We start from the raw sequence: 18,599 nt of genomic DNA on the forward strand, positions 1-18,599 counted from the left end.
AGCGACGTTCCCCAACTGGACCCCGGCCTCCGCCGGGGAGGGGAAGCTTACCGGAATGCGTCCAGTTCACCCTTCACCGCCCGGCGTTGGAAACCAAATCCACATCGCTCCCGCCACCAGCCCGCGTCGTCACATACACCACATAAGCGTCGTTCCCCCGAACCCCGCCCAGCACGTGCTGCGTGCCGTCGGTGCTATGCCCGGCCGAATACCCCGCCGCGCTAGCCTTCGTAAAATACCAGTCGAGCATCTTCTGCATCGGCGCAGCGCTCGCGAAACTCACCACGCGCAACCGACACCCGTCCCGATCCGCCCCAGCAGCCTCGGTCAACCGTGCCGCCGGATACAGCGGCAGGTCCGCCGGCAACCGGTTCGCCCACCCCGCTGAATACCCGATCTTCTGCGCACAAACCGCAGCATCCGGCGTCGTCTGCCGCTCCGCCAGTGCCCCCAGCGTCAGCGCACCATTCGCGGTCTTGCACTCCGGACAGTCGTTCGACGCAGCCGGCGCGCGCTTCAGCGTCCGCGGATCGACCGGATCGGCCTTGAGCGGACCTTCCGGCGGCACCGCTCCACTATCCGGCCGAGGCGGCGGGCGCACCGCGTCGGTGTTCGACGACTGCGCCAGCCGCGGATCGACCATGATCTGGCTCCCAAGCGACTCGGCAACGGCGGGATCGCGCACCGCGCCGTTGGTCAGCTCGGCATCGAGGCTGTTGAGATCCTGTTGGTCGGTCGACGACCGGTTGCAGGCGGCCAGCGCCAGCGGGAGGAGAAGTGCGGAGCGCAGGGAAAAAGTCATCACCCGCATCCTATGCGCGAAAGACGGTGAAGAAAGCGTTTTCCACACACGCTCGGTCCTCCCCCGGCAGGGGGAGGTGGCTGGCGTTTGCCAGACGGAGGGGGAGGCATGCGCCAACGCCGGGTCCGTGTCCGCCCCCTCCGTCCCCTGCGGCGACACCTCCCCCTGGCGGGGGAGGATCGTACGGATCCGCCCAAGTCTTGCCCGAACCCCCGCGACTCGCCATGTTCACCTCATGCTGAACATCGTCTCGATCCTCATCGGCCTCGTCACCCTGGTGCTCGGCCTCGTCGCGTTCATTCCGCTGCTCGGCTGGATGAACTGGCTGGTCATCCCGATCGGGATCGTCGGCGCCGCCGTCGGCGCGCTGTCGTCGAGCACCGGCGGGCGCAACCTCAACATCGTCCTGATCATCATCTTCGCGCTCCGCCTGAGTCTGGGCGGCGGTATCATCTGACGCAGATAGGGCCCGGTGTTTCCACCGGGCCCTATCGTCTCACGCCAACCGCGTCTTATCGGCAGCGCACGTTGCCGCGATCGATCGACGACCCGAGTACCGCGCCACCGCCCGCACCGATCAGCGTACCGAGCAGCCGCGAACCACCGCCCGCGATCACGTTGCCGAGCGCACCACCGGCAAGCCCGCCGACGATCAGCCCGGTCGTCCCGTCGTTGCGACGGCAGTAATAGCGCCCGTTGCCGCCTCGATAGATGCGGTCGTTACGACCCAGGCGGCGCTCCTGATAATAGCGACCGTCGCGGTAATAGCGGTCGGCGAGATAGCCGCGCTGGCCAGGCTCGTAGCGGTTGTAATCATAGCCGCGATATTGCTGCCAGTTGCGCCCGTCATTGCGGCGATCCTGGCGGATGTCGCGAATATCGCCGCGGCGGTCCTGGCGTGCGTCGCGCACCTCGTCGCGGTAATCGCGGCGCGCATCGCGGACGTCGCCACGTGAGTCGGCGTTGCGGAGATCGCGGCGATAGTCGCGCCGTGCATCGCGCACCTGGTCGTTATATTCCTGGTTGGCGCCGCGTACGGTCGATTGCGCGCCGGCGGGAATCGCGCCGATCGCGGTGGCGGCGAGGGCCGCCGAGAGAATGGCGATACGCATGTCTGGTCTCCTGACTGGATACGCAAACAACGGTCGGCCGAAGCGCGAGTTGCGTGAACCGCAAACTACGTCGCATTCAGCCGGCCGACAGACTTAGGTCATTGATAACAGGCGAGGTTGATATCAGGCGAGGGTGTGCTCCAGCGTGATCTCGGCGTTGAGCACCTTCGACACCGGGCAGTTCGCCTTGGCGTCCGCGGCGATCGCCTCGAATTCTTCCTTCGAGATGCCGTCGACCTTGGCGTTCAGCGTCAGCGCCGACCTGGTGATCTTGAAGCCGTCGCCGTCCTTGTCGAGCGTCACCTTGGCGGACGTCTCGAGCGTTCCCGCCTCATACCCCTTGCCGGCGAGCGCGAAGCTCAGCGCCATCGTGAAGCACGATGCATGCGCGGCCGCGATCAGCTCTTCGGGGTTGGTGCCGGGCTCGTTCTCGAACCGCGTGTTGAAGCCGTAGGGGCTGTCGGACAGCACGCCCGACTGGGTCGAGACATGGCCCTTGCCGCTCTTGCCGAGGCCTTCATACTTTGCCGAACCGCTGCGTGTGGTCATCGTTTTGATCCTTCATCGGACAAGAAAAAAGGCGTCGCGGTTTCCCACGACGCCCTTCCACAACGCGCAACTACCGAAATAGCGGCATTGATTTAGCCGATGAGTGTCAGCGGCAACGACGGTTGTTGTTGCTCGTGCCCTTGTCGATCGCGCGACCGGCGAGGCCACCGAGAACGGCGCCGCCCAGCGTGCCGACCGTGCGGTCACCGCGGGTGTCGACCGTACGGCCGAGCAGTGCGCCGCCGACGCCGCCGATGATCGTGCCGGTCGTGCCGTTGCTCTTCTTGCAGTAGACGCGGCCATCGCGACCACGCCATTCGCGACGATCGCGCGCGTCTGCCGCCGAGACGGGGACGAGCATGGTCGGCAGGACCATTGCGCTGAGGCCCATGGCCAGAACGAACTTACGCATGATGTAACTCCCTAGTGAATTGATCTGCTGGTGTAACGAAGTGACTATAGCGCCAGTTGCATGAACCAAAAACAACACCGCGTTCATACTGGCGTTCATCTTCGCGGCCGGTATTCGAGCCGCTGCGTTTTCGGCGCGAGAGAGGTCATTCCGCGGTCCCGCTTTACGCTGGAAGGCAGGCCAGTTACGCCGCCGCGATGTTGCCCGTGCCCTTGCCCGTCGAGATCCTGCCCGTCGCCGCGCCCTGGTTCGACTTGGCCGGGCTCGCGGTGTTCGCCGCGTCGGGTGCGCTAGCGGCCGCCAAGCGCGGCCAGACGTTCGTGACGCTCGTGTTCTTCGGGCTCATCACCGGCGTCGGCGGCGGCACGGTGCGCGACCTGCTGATCGGCGCGCCGGTGTTCTGGGTCCACGACGCACGCGCCGCCAGCGTGTGCCTGGGCGTGGCGCTGTTGATCTGGGTGACGCCCGAGCGGTGGTGGAAAGACGAAGCGCTCGGCTGGTTCGACGCGGTCGGGCTCGCGGCGTACGCGGTGTACGGCGCGGCCAAGGCGCTCGGCTACGGAGTGCCACCGGTGCCAGCGGCGCTGATGGGGGTGATGACCGCGTGCGTCGGCGGCATCATCCGCGATGTGTTGGCGGGGGAGCCGTCGATCCTGATGCGGCCGGAGTTGTACGTGACCGCGGCGGCGCTGGCGGCAGCGAGTTATGTCGGGCTGGTGCTCCTGGGCGTGCCGCTCGGGTTGTCGGCGGTCATTGCGGCGAGCGCCGGCTTTACACTCAGAGCTGCCGCGATCCGCTTTCATCTGGCGCTTCCGGCATACGGCGGCCGGCGCTGACCTTAACCCCGTGGTCGCTTATAGTCTTTTCGTGCAATCCGGGCCCATTCGGCACGTGTATGGCATTCCGTCACCTTGGTTGAATTGCGCACCAAACATTCTCGCGGTTCATGAAGAGACGATGTCATTCGCGTGGAGAGGCCCACGTTTCGCGTAGAAAGTACCGAATGTGTAGTTCCACTCGGCGTTCTGGCAGTCGTCTGATATGTCTGCGCAAAAGCACTTGAGGATATCATCAGTGCGGGTATCACGATCGACTTAATCATCACATTCATCCCAGTCGTCTGATCATTCAACGCTACGTTGGGCTCGAAGTTCATCCGCTGTACAATCGTCCGATTACCCCCGCACAACCCCGACATCCGCAAACCGCTTCGGCTCCACCGGTGGCACCGCAGGCTCGTTCAACTCACACTGCCAATGCCCGACATCGATCCACTGCCCATTCTTATACCCGACCTCCCGGTACACCCCCGCGCGTCGAAACCCGACCGCCTCGTGCAGCTTGATCGACGAATCGTTCGGCAGCGCAATCGCCCCGATCGCCTGCGTAAACCCCTGAGCCCGCAGCGTATCGATCAGCGCCTCGTACAACAGCCGCCCCGCGCCCTGGCGCTGCGCCGCATCCGCGACATACACCGTGGTCTCGCACGCGAACCGATACGCCTCACGCTTGTGGAACGCCGAGGCATAGGCATAGGCCAGCACGCCACCTTCGCTGCCGATCGTCGCGACCAGCCACGGGTACAGCCCGTCCGACGCCGCCATCCGCGCCCGCATCTGCCGCGCATCGGGCGCCTCGGTCTCGAACGACACTGTCCCGACCAGCACGTGCGGCGCGTAAATCGCCGCGATCGACGCCGCGTCCTCGGGGACCGCCGCCCGAATGACGATCCCGCCCCCATTGCCCGAAGCGGGGATCGCCATCAGAACCCGATCCGCGCCAGCAGCATATCGAGCAGCTTGGCATCGCCGATCCCCGCGGCCGTCGGCCCCATCCCGCCACACTCGAGGCAGCGCGCCTGGATCGACCCCGAGGTCGCCAGCCGCTTCATGTCACCCACCGCGCGCGCAAGCATCTGGCGCCGGTCCGCCGCGACGTGCGCGAATGCATCGCCGCCACCCGCATCATCATCGCCATCATTGCCGAAATCCTGCGCGATCGTCGCGAGGAAGCCCGGCTTCTTCTCCAGATACTCGGCATGGACCTTCGCCGGATCGAGCTTGGCGCGCTTGGCGGCCTCGTCGATCGCGTCCTGCAACGTGCCGAACCGGTCGACCAGCCCGATCTGGCGCGCGGTGCCGCCATCCCAGACACGGCCCTGGCCGATCTCGTCCACCCGCGCCGGCGTCATCTTCCGCGATGCCGCCACGCGCGAGACGAACTGGCGATACCCGTTCTCGATCCCTGCCTGCGCGATCGCATCGAACATCGGCGTGGTGCCGCCGGTGATGTCGGGCTGGCCCGACAATGGCGTGGTCTTCACGCCGTCGCTGGTCACGCCGATCTTGGCGAGCGCGTTCTCGAACGTCGGAATTACGCCGAAAATGCCGATCGAGCCGGTGATCGTGCCGGGCTCTGCGAAGATCACGTCGGCCGGCGTCGACACCCAGTATCCGCCGCTGGCCGCGAGGCCGCCCATCGACACGACGACGGGCAGCTTCTGACGCTTGGCTTCGAGGATCGCGAGCCGGATCTGCTCCGATGCCATCACCGACCCACCCGGTGAGTCGACGCGCACTACCAGTGCCTTGAGCGTCTTCTTGGCGAGCCCGTCGAGCACCGCCTTCTCGATCGTCTTGCCAGCCGCCTTGCCGGGGCCGCTCTCGCCGTCGACGATCTCGCCGGCGATCGTGAGCACGCCGATCGAATCGCCCGCCGTGTGGAGGGGGTTGGCCTTCACCCAGGCGTCGTATTTGATCGCATTGTAATTGCCCGCCGGCTTGTTGGCGTCGCTGCCCGCGATCTCCGCCACGCGCCGCCCGAAGCTGGTGCGATCGCCGAGCTTGTCGACGATGCCTGCGCGCAGGTTTGCATCGGCGATGTTGCCATTCGCCGCGAGGATGACCTTGTCGGGTGCGCTCATGAACTGCGCGATCTGCGCCTTGGGGCGTGCTTTCGCGACGGCCTCACGCCACTGCGCGAACAACGTGCCATACAGCGCGGTGCTGGCGGCGCGCGCGTCGTCGCTCTGGTCTGCGCGCGTGTAGGGCTCGACGAACGACTTGTAGCGGCCGACGCGGTAGACGTGCGCGTTGACCCCGAGCTTGTCGATCAGACCCTTGTAATAGAGCTGGTTGCCGCCCGGCCCCATAAAGATCGTTCCGCCCAACGGGTTGACCCAGATCTCGCTAGCATTCGCTGCGAGGCGATAGCCGCCATCGGTGTACGCAGTCGCGTAAGCCAGCACCGGCTTGCCGCTCGCGCGCACCCGCGCCAGCGCGTCGCCGACCTCGCCAAGTGCCGCCGGATACGCACCGCCGAAGCTGTCGAGATCGAGCACCACCACCTTCACGCGCGCATCGGTACGCGCGGTGTCGATCGAGCGCACCACGTCGCGCAGGCGGAACTGCCGCGTCCGGTTCTGCCCCGAGAGTGCTGCGAACGCGGCCTGTTCCTCGGGCTGCTCGACGATCGAGCCGTTCAGGTCGAGCACCAGGGCGCCATCCTTGATCGCCGTCGTGCTCTGCCGCGCATTGAGCGCCGCGAAGATCAGCCCGAAGAACAACAGCATCGCGATCAGGACGAGCGCGTCCTTGATCGCCACGAGGAACTTCCACACACCGCGCACGAGCCGCCATTTCTTCCGCGGCGGGCGGGCAGGGTCGACATAGGAGGGGGCGTAGGACGGCGCAGCGGTATCGGTCATGGGACGAGAGCTAGAGCAACGGGGCGCACAGGTAAATGCCCTGTATTACGCGTCCAACACAGGAAGCGTTCTAGCCCTTACATCTATCCCAATCACCACGCAGTCCCCCTCCCGCTTGCGGGAGGGGTTAGGGGAGGGGCGTCCCACGAGCACCCGGCCAAGAAACCCCTCCCCCGACCCCTCCCGCAAGCGGAAGGGGAGCAGAAGTCAGCATCCAACCGCCCAAGTGTTCTCCTGCGAATGCAGGAGCCCAGGATACCAGGCACCGCCCTCCGTCACCCTGGGCCCCTGCGTGCGCAGGAGAACGGCACTGCTGTCGTTCGACCCCCTCAGCCACGATGCCCGAATACCACGCCCGCCCGAAAAAATTTCACCCCCGGAACCTTTGACATGCCGCACCCCGAGGCACATATGCCGTCCGTTGGCACTCGATAACCTCGAGTGCCAGAAATCTGTCACAATCCCAAAAGGACATGGACCCCATGAACTTTCGTCCGTTGCATGATCGCGTGCTGGTGAAGCGCCTCGAAGCCGAAGAGAAGACGGCTGGCGGCATCATCATCCCCGACACCGCCAAGGAAAAGCCGCAGGAAGGCGAAGTCGTCGCCATCGGCACCGGCACTCGCGCCGAGAACGGCACGATCACCCCGCTCGACGTCAAGACCGGCGACAAGATCCTGTTCGGCAAATGGTCGGGCACCGAGGTCAAGGTCGACGGCGAAGACCTGTTGATCATGAAGGAATCCGACATCCTCGGGATCGTCGGCTAACCACCTTCTCGTCACCCCAGCGGAAGCTGGGGTCTCCCAATTACTGCAAGACCCCAGCGTCTGCTGGGGTGACGCAAAAAATCTGAAAGGGCAGCTGACATGGCTTCCAAGGACGTAAAATTCGGCCGCGACGCGCGTGAGCGCATCCTCCGCGGCGTCGACATCCTCGCCGACGCAGTCAAGGTGACCTTGGGCCCCAAGGGCCGCAACGTCGTCATCGACAAGAGCTTCGGCGCACCGCGCATCACCAAGGACGGCGTCACCGTCGCCAAGGAGATCGAGCTCAAGGACAAGTTCGAGAACATGGGTGCGCAGATGCTGCGCGAAGTGGCCTCGAAGACCAACGACATCGCCGGTGACGGCACGACCACCGCGACGGTTCTGGCGCAGGCCATCGTTCGCGAGGGCATGAAGTCGGTCGCAGCGGGCATGAACCCGATGGACCTGAAGCGCGGCATCGATCTCGCCGTCATCAAGGTCGTCGAGGACGTCAAGGCGCGTTCGAAGCCGGTTTCGGGTTCGAAGGAAGTGGCGCAGGTCGGCATCATCTCGGCCAACGGCGACCGTGAAGTCGGCGAGAAGATCGCCGAAGCCATGGAGAAAGTTGGCAAGGAAGGCGTGATCACCGTCGAGGAAGCGAAGGGTCTCGAATTCGAGCTCGACGTCGTCGAGGGCATGCAGTTCGACCGCGGCTATCTGTCGCCGTACTTCATCACCAACCCCGAGAAGATGACCGTCGAGCTTCAGGATCCCTACATCCTGATCCACGAGAAGAAGCTTTCGAACCTGCAGGCGATGCTCCCGATCCTGGAAGCCGTCGTTCAGTCGGGTCGTCCGCTCCTGATCATCGCCGAGGACATCGAGGGCGAGGCTCTGGCCACGCTCGTCGTCAACAAGCTGCGCGGCGGCCTGAAGGTCGCAGCGGTCAAGGCACCGGGCTTCGGCGATCGTCGCAAGGCGATGCTGGAGGACATCGCGATCCTGACCAAGGGCGAGATGATCTCGGAAGACCTCGGCATCAAGCTCGAGACCGTTACGCTCGGCATGCTTGGCACCGCCAAGCGCGTCACGATCGACAAGGACAACACCGTCATCGTCGACGGTGCCGGCGATCACGACACGATCAAGGGCCGCACCGAAGCGATCCGCCAGCAGATCGAGAACACGACCAGCGACTACGACAAGGAGAAGCTCCAGGAGCGTCTCGCCAAGCTTGCCGGCGGCGTTGCCGTGATCAAGGTCGGTGGCTCTTCGGAAGTCGAAGTCAAGGAGCGCAAGGACCGCGTCGACGACGCGCTGCACGCAACCCGCGCAGCCGTCGAAGAAGGCATCGTCCCCGGCGGCGGTACGGCTCTGCTGTACGCAACCAAGGCGCTTGATGGCCTCGAGGGTGCGAACGACGACCAGACCCGCGGTATCGACATCGTGCGGAAGTCGCTGACGGCTCTGGTTCGCCAGATCGCGCAGAACGCCGGTCATGACGGTGCGGTGGTTTCGGGCAAGTTGCTCGACGGCAACGACTCGAACATCGGCTTCAACGCCGCGACCGACACGTACGAGAACCTGGTGGAAGCCGGCGTGATCGATCCGACCAAGGTCGTCCGCACCGCGCTGCAGAACGCAGCATCGGTCGCAGGCCTCCTGATCACGACCGAAGCGGCCGTGAGCGAAATGGCCGAAGACAAGCCCGCCATGCCCATGGGCGGCGGCGGCATGGGCGGCATGGGCGGCATGGACTTCTGATTTTCGACCGGGGCAGGGCAACCTGCCCCGGACAGAAGATCAGAACGGCCGGCGGGCTGGGCGGCGAAGCCCCCAGGCCCGTCCGACGAAAAGGGCCGGCTTTGCCGGTCCTCCGTTCCGAACACACCGACCAAAGCAAAGGGCCGGGGAGCAATCCCCGGCCCTTTGTTTGTCCGCGCGAAAGGTATACCTTGTGGCGCATGACCGCGCTCCGCCTCGATCCCGCCTATCGCCGAGTCGAAGTCGACGAATTCCTCGACATGGATTTCGGCGGCGCGAAGGCCGAGCTCGAAGACGGACTGATCTACATGATGGCTGGCGGCAACGAGGCGCACGCCCGCATCGCCATGAACCTTGCAAATTATATCGGCCCCAAGTTGCGCGGCACGGGCTGCCGCCCCTATGGCTCCGACTTTGCCACTCGCACTGGCGAGCGGTCGGTACGATTTCCCGACCTCAGCATCTACTGCAACAACCCGTCGGCCCCCGGCAACGACCGCAAGAAGCTTCTCGGTGACCCACAGGTCGTGTTCGAGGTGCTCTCGCCGTCGACCTCCTCCTACGACCAGAAGGTCAAGCTCGAGGAGTATCGCGAGCTGGAAGGCACCCGCGAGATCATCCTCGTCGACCCGACCGACGAACGCATCCGCCTTGTCCGGCGCACGCCGAGCGGCGGATGGACCGACGACTGGCTGCGCGATCGTACCGATCTCCACATCCCATCGCTCGACCTGACCATCCCGCATGACGAGATCTTCGCCCGCGATTGAGGCGCTCGACGTCCCACGACTGCTTTCTGCAGGCAAGAGATCGGCAAAGGCTGGCCAATCCAGCGCCGGCAGTTTCTGGCAGTTCCAACGCGTTGCGCGGTCGTGCAACCAGAACGCCATCCTGATGTAAGTGAAGGGTGCAACCGCGCCGCGTTCGCGCTACCATCACGGCATGACCGCAGGACGCATCGAGCAGTTGACCGAAGCCCAGCGCGCCTGCCTGCGATTGGTGTTGACCCACCATAACTCGAAGGAGATTGCCGCGATCTTCGGCGTCTCGCCGTCGGCGATCGACAAGCGGATCGAGCGCGCCATCCAGATTCTCGGCGTCGGCACGCGGTTCGAAGCCGCGCGGCGCCTGCAGGAGCACGAGCAGGGCGTGACCGGCGACACCGTGCTGGTTCGTGAACCAACCGAGGCGGAAGAGCCTGCGCCCACATACGAACGGCTACCATCCGAACCATTCGACGTTCCCAATCCCCCCTCCAGCACTCCAGACAGAGCTCAGATCGAGCCGTGGGGGCTTGTTCGCCGCTTCTTCGGAATCTCCGGGGAAAGCGGATCGACGGGAGTGGCCCGCAATCGATTTTCGGTTGGCGACAGGATAATCAGACTTCTCGCTCTCATGGGCCTGATCGCCGTCACCTCGATGGCGCTTGTGAACATGGCGATGACGATGACCAGTCTGTTGCGATCGAACCGAGACCGTGGCGCTCCCGTACACGGCACCGCAACGACGGTGCCAACGGGGAGAACGACGATGCTGAAACAACGACGCGACGCGACCGACAAGGTCACGATCGATTTTCTGAAGGCCGAGGCGGCCGTCGATCACGCGGCGATGCTCGCGGCATCGTGCGTATCGACGTTGTTGCAGCAGCGTGTCGCCGCCAACCTGCCTGTCGGCACCGGCGTCGCGGCGTTGCAGATGGTATCGCAAGCCTCGCTCGATATCATCAACGCCCGCCAGCGCTTCGTCGAGGCGCATCGTGCGCTAGTCGACGTGCGCGCCGAAATCGGTCTTGGGCAGTTCTACGGGTATGGCGACACCGCGGAATGTCCGCCGAACGAAGGTGCGTTGCGCGCCGAGACGCCGGTTCGCCTCGCGGCAGTGGCCTGAACGGCCGGTTTCGGTCCTGCTTTGGAGGTAAGAGTTGGATCGGGTCTGGTTGTTCTACGCGATACAGGTGGCCGCGTCCGGCTATGCCCTTCTGCGGGGCGGGGCGCCGGAGCGATTGACGGGGTTGGCGCTGCTGCTCGCAGCGGTATCGACCGGCCTCGTCCAGCGGGATATTCCGGTCCTGTTCGTAGGACTGGAGGGAGGCGTGATGATCGTCGACCTCGTCCTGCTGGCGGTGATGATCGCGATCACGCTCAAGGCCGATCGGTTCTGGCCGGCTTGGGCAACCGCACTTCACGCGTTGGGGACGGGGGCTCATCTGGCTCGAGCGATGAGCCCTGACGTCATCCGGCTCGTCTACGCTGTCCTCTCCGCGGCCTGGAGCTATCCCATCGTCCTGCTTCTCGTGATCGGGACAGTCAGGCACTCGCGCAGGATCCGGGCACGTGGCTGGGATCTCGACTGGAGTCGCCAGGACCCGACCCTCCGCTGAAGCATATTCGGAAGACGTTTATGACTTACGCAATTGCTGTGGTGCCCATCACGGCCGCCAAGCGCGTGGCCTTTCTACCGGTCGGCGTGTCTATTGCCGATCCGGCGCCCGGTGGGGTCTCCTCGCCGGCACTGGTGGAGGTGGCCAAGCGCCTGTATACTATGAGAAAGGTTCGCGACGACCTGCTCGGCGAAACGCTGTTTTCGGAACCCGCATGGGACATCCTGCTGGATCTGTTCATTTCGGATCACGAGCGTCGCCAACTCAGCGTCTCGGCCGTCTGTATCGGTGCGCGTGCGCCTTCGGCCACCGCGCTGCGCTATTTGGCAATGTTGCAGGACGCCAATCTGGTCGAACGGACGCGCGACGAGCGCGATGGGCGCCGCTCGCACGTCCAACTGACCGTGCTCGGACGGCGACGGATGGCGAACCTATTGGCGCAGTTGGTCGCAAAATAACGACTGGAGGCTCGACCAGGGCGGTGGCTGACACGTCGTGGCAATGGTCGCGGGACGACGGGCGAGCCGTTTTTTGGAGCGGGTAACGGGAATCGAACCCGTGTATTCAGCTTGGAAGGCTGCTGTACTACCATTGTACTATACCCGCCCGACGCCTGAGCGAGCGGTTGGACTAGCGTCGCGATGCGCTCGGCGCAAGCGTCCGTATAGGTGCTGCCGAACATGCTTCACGCCTTGATTACCATATTGCGCTAGGCCGATGGGATGGACCACGACCCAGCGATTACCGTTCCCGCCACCATCGATCCCCGGCCGAAATCGGCGGTCAGCCACGGCGCTGGGCTGTCGGGACTGTTGGGCGTACTCGTCTGGATCGCCGTCGCCCGCCATTACGGCATGGACGGGCCGTATTCGGCGCTGATCAACGTCGCGGCGTGCGGCTTGCCGATGATCGCTTGGTCGCTACTGGTCGACAAGGTGCATTTGAGCCCGAGCACGGGAGTTGACTGGACGGCTGGCAAATCGTGGCGCGAGATGCTCGACACGAGTCTAACCAAGCTGGCCGGGCTATGGGCGACCTGGGCCGCGATCGCGGTGATCTATGGCGCCGGGCGCTTCTATTGGCAGGGTAATTTCGCGTTTGCGATGTGGTGCTTCACCAATGCCGCGCCGATCCTGTTCGTGGTCTCGATCCCCTATGTGCTTTGGATCGACCGCTATCTGGTCGAGCCGCGCGACGGTGCCTGGCATCTCGGCGCCTGGATGACCGGGCAGGCGGGTGTCGACCGCGAGGCGATCTACGGCCATCTCCGCGCCTGGGGGGTGAAGACGTTCTTCCTCGCCTTCATGCTGGCGATCGTGCCGCCGGGGTTCGGCGATTTTGTTCGCGGCGACGCCGCATCGGTGCTGCGCGATCCGGTTGCCTTGTCGAGCTGGCTGGTGACGTTGATGTTCCTGATCGACGTGGCGTTCGCGACGGTCGGCTATCTGCTGACCTTTCGTCCGCTCGATTCGCACATCCGCAGCGCCAACCCGTTCGCGGCGGCGTGGATGCCTGCACTGATGTGCTACCCGCCGTTCATCCTGATGACCCCCGGCGGACCGCTCGATTATCATCCGGGCACGTCGGACTGGGCGTACTGGTTCCAGGGGTATCCGATCCTGTTGGCGCTGATCGGCGCGGTGCTGGTCGGGCTGACCGCGATCTACGCCTGGGCGACGATGGCGTTCGGCTTTCGCTTCTCCAACCTCACCAACCGCGGGATCCTGACGCATGGGCCCTACGCGGTGTCGCGGCATCCTGCGTATCTGTCGAAGAACGTCTTCTGGTGGATCTCGACGATCCCCGTGCTGACGCTAGGCAGCGTCGTCGACGCGGCGCGTGCAACGCTGCTGATGGCGGCGGTCAGCGGGGTGTATTACTGGCGCGCCAAGACCGAGGAGCGGCACCTGAAGCTCGACCCGGACTACCGCGCGTATTTCGACTGGATGACGCGCAACGGCTTGGTGCCGCGGCTGTTCGCGAGACTACGCGGCTAATTCCCTTCCCGCTTGCGAGAGGGGTTAGGGGAGGGGCTGACTTGGGCCTCTAGCGCGACATCCGTGGCCAAGCCCTCCCCCGACCCCTCCCGCAAGTGGGAGGGGAGGAGTTAGAAACTCGCTTCGTCGTAGACCTTGGAGACGTCGCCGCCCCAGACGCCGTGATACTTTTCCAGCAGCACTTCGGCGGGCACCTTGCCGCTGCGGACGATCTCGCGCAGCGGGTCGAGGAAGCCCGTCTCGTTGTCGCCCGCCCGATTGAACCGCGCCCGCGCCGACAGGCCCGCACCGGCGATATCAAGCACTTGTCCCGCGATGTCACGTAGCTTGCCGCCACCCGCGATCGGAGCGTTCAGCCCCAGCTTCGGCACCGCATCGCGCAACGCCTGGCGCTCGTCGATCGTCCAGTCCTTGACCAAGTCCCACGCCGCATCGAGCGCGCCCTGATCGTACAGCAGACCGACCCACAGCGCTGGCAGCGCGCAGATCCGGTTCCATGGGCCACCATCCGCACCGCGCATCTCGAGAAACGTCTTCAGCCGCACCTCGGGGAACGCGGTTGAGAGATGATCGGTCCAGTCGTCGAGCGTCGGCTTCTCGCCCGGCAGCACCGACAATTCGCCCTTCAGGAAGTCGCGGAACGACAGCCCGGCGGCGTCGATATACTTGCCCTCGCGGTAGACGAAGTACATCGGCACATCGAGCGCGTACTCGGCGTACCGCTCATAGCCGAAGCCATCCTCGAACACGAACGGCAGCATGCCGGTGCGATGCGGATCGGTGTCGGACCAGATATGGCTGCGATACGACAGCATGCCGTTGGGCTTGCCTTCGGTGAACGGCGAGTTCGCGAACAGCGCGGTCGCGAGCGGCTGGAGCGCCAGCCCGACGCGGAACTTCTTCACCATGTCCGCCTCGGATGCGTAGTCCAGATTCACCTGGATCGTGCAGGTCCGCAGCATCATGTCGAGGCCCATGCTGCCGACGCGCGGCATGTGCCGCAGCATGATCGCATAACGCCCCTTGGGCATCGTCGGCAGTTCGGCACGCGTCTTGTCCGGCCACATGCCGAGCCCGAGGAAGCCGATGCCGAGTTTCTCGCCTGCCGCCTTCACCTGTTCCAGGTGACGCCCGGTCTCGGCGCAGGTCTCGTGCAACGAATCGAGTGGCGCGCCCGAAAGTTCGAACTGGCCTGCGGGCTCCAGGCTGATGCTGCCGTCCGGACCCGACATCGCGATGGCGTTTCCACCCTCCATGACCGGCTTCCAGCCATATTGCTCCAGCTCGCCGAGCAGCGCGCGGATGCCGCTCGGCTCGTCGTACGACGGCGCATGATGATCGCCGTTCGCATAGACGAACTTCTCGTGCTCGGTGCCGATCCGCCACGCGTCCTTCGGCTTTTCGCCGCCCGCGAAGCTGGCGATCAACTGGTCGCGCGACTCGATCGTCGGGCTGGTCTTTTTCGGAGCGGGAATCGTCGTCATCGCCGCGCCTTACGCGCCGATGAACGAGGGTGCTAGAGGGGATTCGGACCAATCGGTAGGTATTGCGCCCCGGTCCCGTTATCCGTCCCCGCGGCCCGCCTCGTTGCCGCACCAGTCGCCCGCCGCCGCCATCCACAACGCGACCGCAGCGCCCGCCGCGGTTTCCGCTCGCAGGATGCGCGGCCCCAACCCGATTCCTACCGCTTGCGGATGCGCGCGGATTGCCTCGCGCTCGTCGGCATCGAAGCCGCCCTCAGGCCCGATCAGGATCGCCGCCGGGCCGGGCCGCGCGCGCATCGCCTCCAGAGCGGCCACGCCGCCGGTCTCGTCGGCGAAGAACAGCGCGCGGTCTTCAGGCCAGTCGCGGAGCAGTGCGGCAAGCTTCACCGGCTCGGTCACCTCGGGCAGCGCGGTGCGCCCGCATTGCTCGGCCGCCTCGATCATCTGCGTCCGAAGCCGCTCGGTATTGGGTTTGTCGACGATCGTCCGCCGCGTGACGACGGGCTGCAGGCGCGCGACGCCCAATTCGCACGCCTTCTCCGCCATCCAGTCGACCCGGCCCTTCTTGAGAGGCGCGGCACAGAGCCACAGGTCGGGCACGTCCTCGCGCGGTCGCAGCAATTCGGTGACGTCGAGCACGAGGTCGCGCTTGCCGACGCTCGACGCGACGCCGAGCCATTCGCCGGTCCGATCATCGAACAGCTTCACCGGATCGCCGATCTTCATCCGCATTACACCGACGAGATAATGCGCGGCGGGGCCGTCGATGTGGAGCGGGCCAGGCGCGAGGAGCCGATCGACGAAAAGGCGCGGCGTGGATTGCGGCGGCCAGGCGGGAGTTGCGGGCATAACCCGCCTCTAGCAAATCCTCCCCGGCACGGGGAGGGGAACCAGCGCAGCTGGTGGAGGGGGGCTTCCGCGAAAGTAACGGCGGCGTCCGGGGCGTTGACAGAAGCGGTACTTGCGAGGCTCTCCGCTACCAGCGGAACGCTCGCGGTGATCCCCCTCCACCCTTCGCCAAGGCGAACGGTCCCCCTCCCCGTGCCGGGGAGGATTTGAGGGCGCGCTTCTGCGGGAAGGGACGTTCAGCGTTTCCGCCGCGCCCACATCTTCCGCGCAACCACCCACGCAACAACCAAAACCACGACGCCAAGGAGCAACACGCCCGCAACCGCGCCGGCGACGCGGAAAATACCCCAGAACAACGCCTCGACGAAGCGGCCGACCGCGACCGAAAGGCCGATCATGCGAGAGGGTCCGAACGCGCCACTCCTTCGACCCTAGCCGGCAAAGGCTTGCGCGCCAAACCCCGTCTTCCTACGCCTCCGCCATGCAGACCAAGCCGAGCCACGCGGAAATCGTCCCCGACAGCGAACACCGAGGACTGGTCGGCCGCCTCCCGCCAACCCTCCGCGGCATGGCGCTGCTCGCTCGCTTCGATCGCCCGATCGGCTGGTGGCTGCTGTTCTGGCCCGGCGCCTGGGGCGTCGCGCTCGCCGGTGGCGCGGTGGAACACTGGGATCTGCTCCTCTGGCTCCTCCTTGGTAGCATCGCGATGCGCGGCGCGGGCTGCGTGTTCAACGACATTGTCGACCGCGACCTCGACGCGCAGGTCGCGCGTACCCGCGCCCGCCCGATCCCCAGCGGGCTCGTTTCGATCAAGCTCGCCTGGGTCTGGCTCGTCGCGCTGTGCCTGATCGGCTTTGTGATTCTCCTGCAACTCACCTTCTTCGCCGCGATCGTCGCGCTCGCGAGTCTCGCGCCGGTCGCCGCCTATCCGTTCATGAAGCGCATCACCTGGTGGCCGCAGGCGTGGCTCGGCATCGTCTTCTCCTGGGCGCTGCTGGTCGGCTGGAGCGACATCGCTGGCACCCTCGATACGCCGATGTGGCTGCTCTACGCCGGTTCGATCTCGTGGGTGATCGGCTACGACACGATCTACGCGCTGCAGGACCGCGAGGACGACGCGATGATCGGCATCCGTTCGTCCGCGCTTCGCATGGGCAGCCACGTAAAGGCGGGCGTCGGCGTCTTCTACATCGCCGCCGTCGCTCTATGGGCCGCAGCTTTCTGGCAAGTCCGCCCCGACCCGCTCGCGATTACCGCGCTCGTCCCCGTCGCGCTCCACCTCGCGTGGCAGGTCGTAACGCTCAAACCCGACACGCACGAAGGTGCCGGCACCGCCGCGCTCGCCCGCTTTCGCGCGAACCGTTTCGCCGGACTGTTCATGTTCCTCGCCTGCGTGGTTGTCGGCACGAGCCTGCATCCTTAAGTCGCTGATATGCTGACCCCAGACCAAGCCCGCGACCGCGCCCACGACATCGTCCAGCGCGCGAGGGCGGCGGGCGCCGACGCCGCCGATGCGGTCTTCGCCGCCGACGCCGCGCTCGACGTGTCGATCCGCCTCGGCAAGCTGGAGGATATCGGCCGCTCCGAAAGCGAGGATCTGGGCCTGCGCGTGTTCGTCGGCCAGCGTTCCGCCAGCGTTTCCACCTCCGACCTGTCGACCGCAGCGATGGACGCGTTGGTCGAACGCGCGGTGGCGATGGCGCGCGAAGCCCCCGAGGACCCATGGGCCGGCCTTGCCCCCGCAGACCGCCTCCTCCACGGCATCACCCCGATGCTCGGCCTCGACGACGGCGGCGAAGTCAGCCCCGAGCAACTCCGCGACGCCGCACTCGAAGCCGAAGACGCCGCCCGCGCCGTCCCCGGCGTCTCGAACAGCGAAGGCGGCGGCGCCAGCGCCTCGCGCAGCGTCTGGGCATTAGCCACTAGCCACGGGTTCGCGGGCGCCTATGCGGCGACAGGCTACGGCGTGTCGGCCAGCGTGCTTGCGGGTGAAGGCGGCAACATGCAGCGCGACTACGCGCACAGCAGTGCCCGCCTCCGCGCACACCTCGAATCGCCCGAAGCGATCGGTCGCCGCGCTGGCGAACAAGCCGTCGCGCGGCTCAACCCCGGCCGTCTCGTCAGCGGCCCCACCACGATCGTCTACGACCGCCGCGTCGGCGGATCGCTGGTCGGCCACATGCTCGGCGCGATCTCCGGCCAGGCGATCACGCGGAAAACCAGCTTCCTGCTCGATTCGCTCGGCAGCCAGGTGTTCGCGCACGGCATCACCATCCGCGACGATCCGCACCGTCCGCACGGCCTGCGCTCGCGCCCGTTCGACGGCGAAGGCCTGCCCGTCTCGCCGAGCGACATCATCGAGGACGGCATGCTCGAACGCTGGCTGCTCGACTCCGCCTCGGCACGCCAGCTCGGCCTCGAACCGACCGGCCACGCCGCGCGCGGTGTCGGTGGCGGGCCCGGCGTATCGACGAGCAACGTCTTCATGGAGCCGGGCCATGTGCCGCTCGAAACGCTGATCGCCGACATCGAATCGGGCGTTTACGTCACCGAACTCATGGGCGGCGGCGCGAACGGCGTGACCGGCGATTACAGCCGTGGCGCCGCCGGCTTCCGCATCGAGAACGGCCAGATCACCACGCCGGTCGCGGAGTTCACGATCGCCGGCAACGTGAAGGACATGTTCCTCGCAATGACGCCCGCCAACGATCTCGAATTCCGTTACGGCGTCAACGTGCCGACCCTCCGCGTGGAGGGCATGACGGTGGCGAGTGGCTGACCGGCGCCGCCGC

20 protein-coding genes and 1 tRNA gene are annotated in these 18,599 nt (G+C 65.7%); 11 read left to right on the forward strand and 10 right to left on the reverse strand.

The window, feature by feature from the left end:
• Nucleotides 1–73: 73 nt before the first annotated feature.
• Nucleotides 74–802 carry a hypothetical protein gene (locus C8J46_RS07975; protein WP_243643280.1) on the reverse strand — a complete coding sequence of 243 codons (729 nt, stop codon included), beginning with the start codon at nt 800–802 and terminating at the stop codon, nt 74–76.
• 235 nt (nt 803–1,037) lie between these two features.
• Between C8J46_RS07975 and C8J46_RS07980 the strand changes: the two genes are divergently transcribed.
• The gene (locus C8J46_RS07980) at nt 1,038–1,259 is read left to right on the forward strand and encodes a hypothetical protein (RefSeq protein WP_132737284.1); all 222 of its coding nucleotides are present in this window, start codon (nt 1,038–1,040) and stop codon (nt 1,257–1,259) included.
• Between the two features lie 55 nt (nt 1,260–1,314).
• On the opposite strand, the gene C8J46_RS07985 is transcribed toward C8J46_RS07980, so the two are convergent.
• The 3 genes from C8J46_RS07985 to C8J46_RS07995 form a co-directional block, all read right to left on the reverse strand.
• Entirely contained in the window at nt 1,315–1,914 is a 600-nt protein-coding gene (locus C8J46_RS07985; protein WP_132737287.1) for a glycine zipper 2TM domain-containing protein, read from the reverse strand.
• 123 nt (nt 1,915–2,037) lie between these two features.
• Nucleotides 2,038–2,463 carry an OsmC family protein gene (locus C8J46_RS07990; protein ID WP_132737289.1) on the reverse strand — a complete coding sequence of 142 codons (426 nt, stop codon included), beginning with the start codon at nt 2,461–2,463 and terminating at the stop codon, nt 2,038–2,040.
• A 106-nt stretch (nt 2,464–2,569) separates the two neighbouring features.
• Entirely contained in the window at nt 2,570–2,875 is a 306-nt protein-coding gene (locus C8J46_RS07995) for a glycine zipper 2TM domain-containing protein (protein ID WP_132737292.1), read from the reverse strand.
• Between the two features lie 197 nt (nt 2,876–3,072).
• Here C8J46_RS07995 and C8J46_RS08000 point away from each other — a divergent pair, with 197 nt between their 5' ends.
• Nucleotides 3,073–3,711, forward strand: a complete 639-nt coding sequence (locus tag C8J46_RS08000) for a TRIC cation channel family protein (RefSeq protein ID WP_132737295.1) — start codon at nt 3,073–3,075, stop codon at nt 3,709–3,711.
• 339 nt (nt 3,712–4,050) lie between these two features.
• Here C8J46_RS08000 and C8J46_RS08005 read toward each other — a convergent pair whose 3' ends face one another.
• Together C8J46_RS08005 and sppA are read right to left on the reverse strand one after the other, a co-directional pair.
• A complete protein-coding gene (locus C8J46_RS08005; RefSeq protein WP_132737298.1) occupies nt 4,051–4,638 on the reverse strand; it encodes a GNAT family N-acetyltransferase in 588 nt (195 codons plus the stop codon).
• Nucleotides 4,638–6,581 carry a signal peptide peptidase SppA gene (sppA, locus tag C8J46_RS08010; protein WP_132737301.1) on the reverse strand — a complete coding sequence of 648 codons (1,944 nt, stop codon included), beginning with the start codon at nt 6,579–6,581 and terminating at the stop codon, nt 4,638–4,640. The genes C8J46_RS08005 and sppA overlap by 1 nt, the downstream gene beginning before the upstream one ends.
• Nucleotides 6,582–7,063: 482 nt before the next feature.
• On the opposite strand from sppA, the gene groES reads away from it, so the two are divergent.
• From groES to C8J46_RS08040, 6 genes are all read left to right on the forward strand, one after another.
• The gene (groES, locus tag C8J46_RS08015; RefSeq protein WP_056052039.1) at nt 7,064–7,351 is read left to right on the forward strand and encodes a co-chaperone GroES; all 288 of its coding nucleotides are present in this window, start codon (nt 7,064–7,066) and stop codon (nt 7,349–7,351) included.
• A gap of 99 nt (nt 7,352–7,450) precedes the next feature.
• The gene (gene groL, locus C8J46_RS08020; RefSeq protein WP_056052034.1) at nt 7,451–9,094 is read left to right on the forward strand and encodes a chaperonin GroEL; all 1,644 of its coding nucleotides are present in this window, start codon (nt 7,451–7,453) and stop codon (nt 9,092–9,094) included.
• Nucleotides 9,095–9,294: 200 nt separating this feature from the next.
• The gene (locus C8J46_RS08025; protein ID WP_132737304.1) at nt 9,295–9,864 is read left to right on the forward strand and encodes a Uma2 family endonuclease; all 570 of its coding nucleotides are present in this window, start codon (nt 9,295–9,297) and stop codon (nt 9,862–9,864) included.
• A 172-nt stretch (nt 9,865–10,036) separates the two neighbouring features.
• Entirely contained in the window at nt 10,037–10,984 is a 948-nt protein-coding gene (locus tag C8J46_RS08030; protein WP_132737307.1) for a sigma factor-like helix-turn-helix DNA-binding protein, read from the forward strand.
• Between the two features lie 34 nt (nt 10,985–11,018).
• The gene (locus C8J46_RS08035; RefSeq protein WP_132737310.1) at nt 11,019–11,477 is read left to right on the forward strand and encodes a hypothetical protein; all 459 of its coding nucleotides are present in this window, start codon (nt 11,019–11,021) and stop codon (nt 11,475–11,477) included.
• A gap of 20 nt (nt 11,478–11,497) precedes the next feature.
• On the forward strand, nt 11,498–11,935 hold the full coding sequence (locus tag C8J46_RS08040) for a winged helix DNA-binding protein (RefSeq protein WP_132737313.1): 438 nt from the start codon (nt 11,498–11,500) through the stop codon (nt 11,933–11,935).
• Nucleotides 11,936–12,009: 74 nt separating this feature from the next.
• On the opposite strand, the gene C8J46_RS08045 is transcribed toward C8J46_RS08040, so the two are convergent.
• Nucleotides 12,010–12,083, reverse strand: a tRNA-Gly gene (locus tag C8J46_RS08045).
• 116 nt (nt 12,084–12,199) lie between these two features.
• On the opposite strand from C8J46_RS08045, the gene C8J46_RS08050 reads away from it, so the two are divergent.
• Nucleotides 12,200–13,474 carry a DUF1295 domain-containing protein gene (locus C8J46_RS08050; RefSeq protein ID WP_132737316.1) on the forward strand — a complete coding sequence of 425 codons (1,275 nt, stop codon included), beginning with the start codon at nt 12,200–12,202 and terminating at the stop codon, nt 13,472–13,474.
• A 110-nt stretch (nt 13,475–13,584) separates the two neighbouring features.
• Here C8J46_RS08050 and C8J46_RS08055 read toward each other — a convergent pair whose 3' ends face one another.
• The 3 genes from C8J46_RS08055 to C8J46_RS20770 all read right to left on the reverse strand — a co-directional run bounded on the left by C8J46_RS08055 (nt 13,585) and on the right by C8J46_RS20770 (nt 16,205).
• Complete coding sequence (locus C8J46_RS08055; RefSeq protein WP_132737319.1) at nt 13,585–14,958, reverse strand: glutamate--cysteine ligase; 1,374 nt, start codon at nt 14,956–14,958, stop codon at nt 13,585–13,587.
• 78 nt (nt 14,959–15,036) lie between these two features.
• Nucleotides 15,037–15,807, reverse strand: a complete 771-nt coding sequence (locus C8J46_RS08060; RefSeq protein ID WP_132737322.1) for a 16S rRNA (uracil(1498)-N(3))-methyltransferase — start codon at nt 15,805–15,807, stop codon at nt 15,037–15,039.
• 236 nt (nt 15,808–16,043) lie between these two features.
• Complete coding sequence (locus tag C8J46_RS20770) at nt 16,044–16,205, reverse strand: hypothetical protein (RefSeq protein ID WP_165886489.1); 162 nt, start codon at nt 16,203–16,205, stop codon at nt 16,044–16,046.
• A gap of 83 nt (nt 16,206–16,288) precedes the next feature.
• Here C8J46_RS20770 and ubiA point away from each other — a divergent pair, with 83 nt between their 5' ends.
• Together ubiA and C8J46_RS08070 are read left to right on the forward strand one after the other, a co-directional pair.
• Nucleotides 16,289–17,230 carry a 4-hydroxybenzoate octaprenyltransferase gene (ubiA, locus tag C8J46_RS08065; RefSeq protein ID WP_132737326.1) on the forward strand — a complete coding sequence of 314 codons (942 nt, stop codon included), beginning with the start codon at nt 16,289–16,291 and terminating at the stop codon, nt 17,228–17,230.
• Between the two features lie 9 nt (nt 17,231–17,239).
• On the forward strand, nt 17,240–18,586 hold the full coding sequence (locus C8J46_RS08070; protein WP_132737329.1) for a TldD/PmbA family protein: 1,347 nt from the start codon (nt 17,240–17,242) through the stop codon (nt 18,584–18,586).
• Nucleotides 18,587–18,599 lie beyond the last annotated feature (13 nt).

Origin of the sequence: Sphingomonas sp. PP-F2F-A104-K0414 (genome assembly GCF_004340945.1) — a bacterium.
Classification (GTDB): Bacteria; Pseudomonadota; Alphaproteobacteria; order Sphingomonadales; family Sphingomonadaceae; genus Sphingomonas.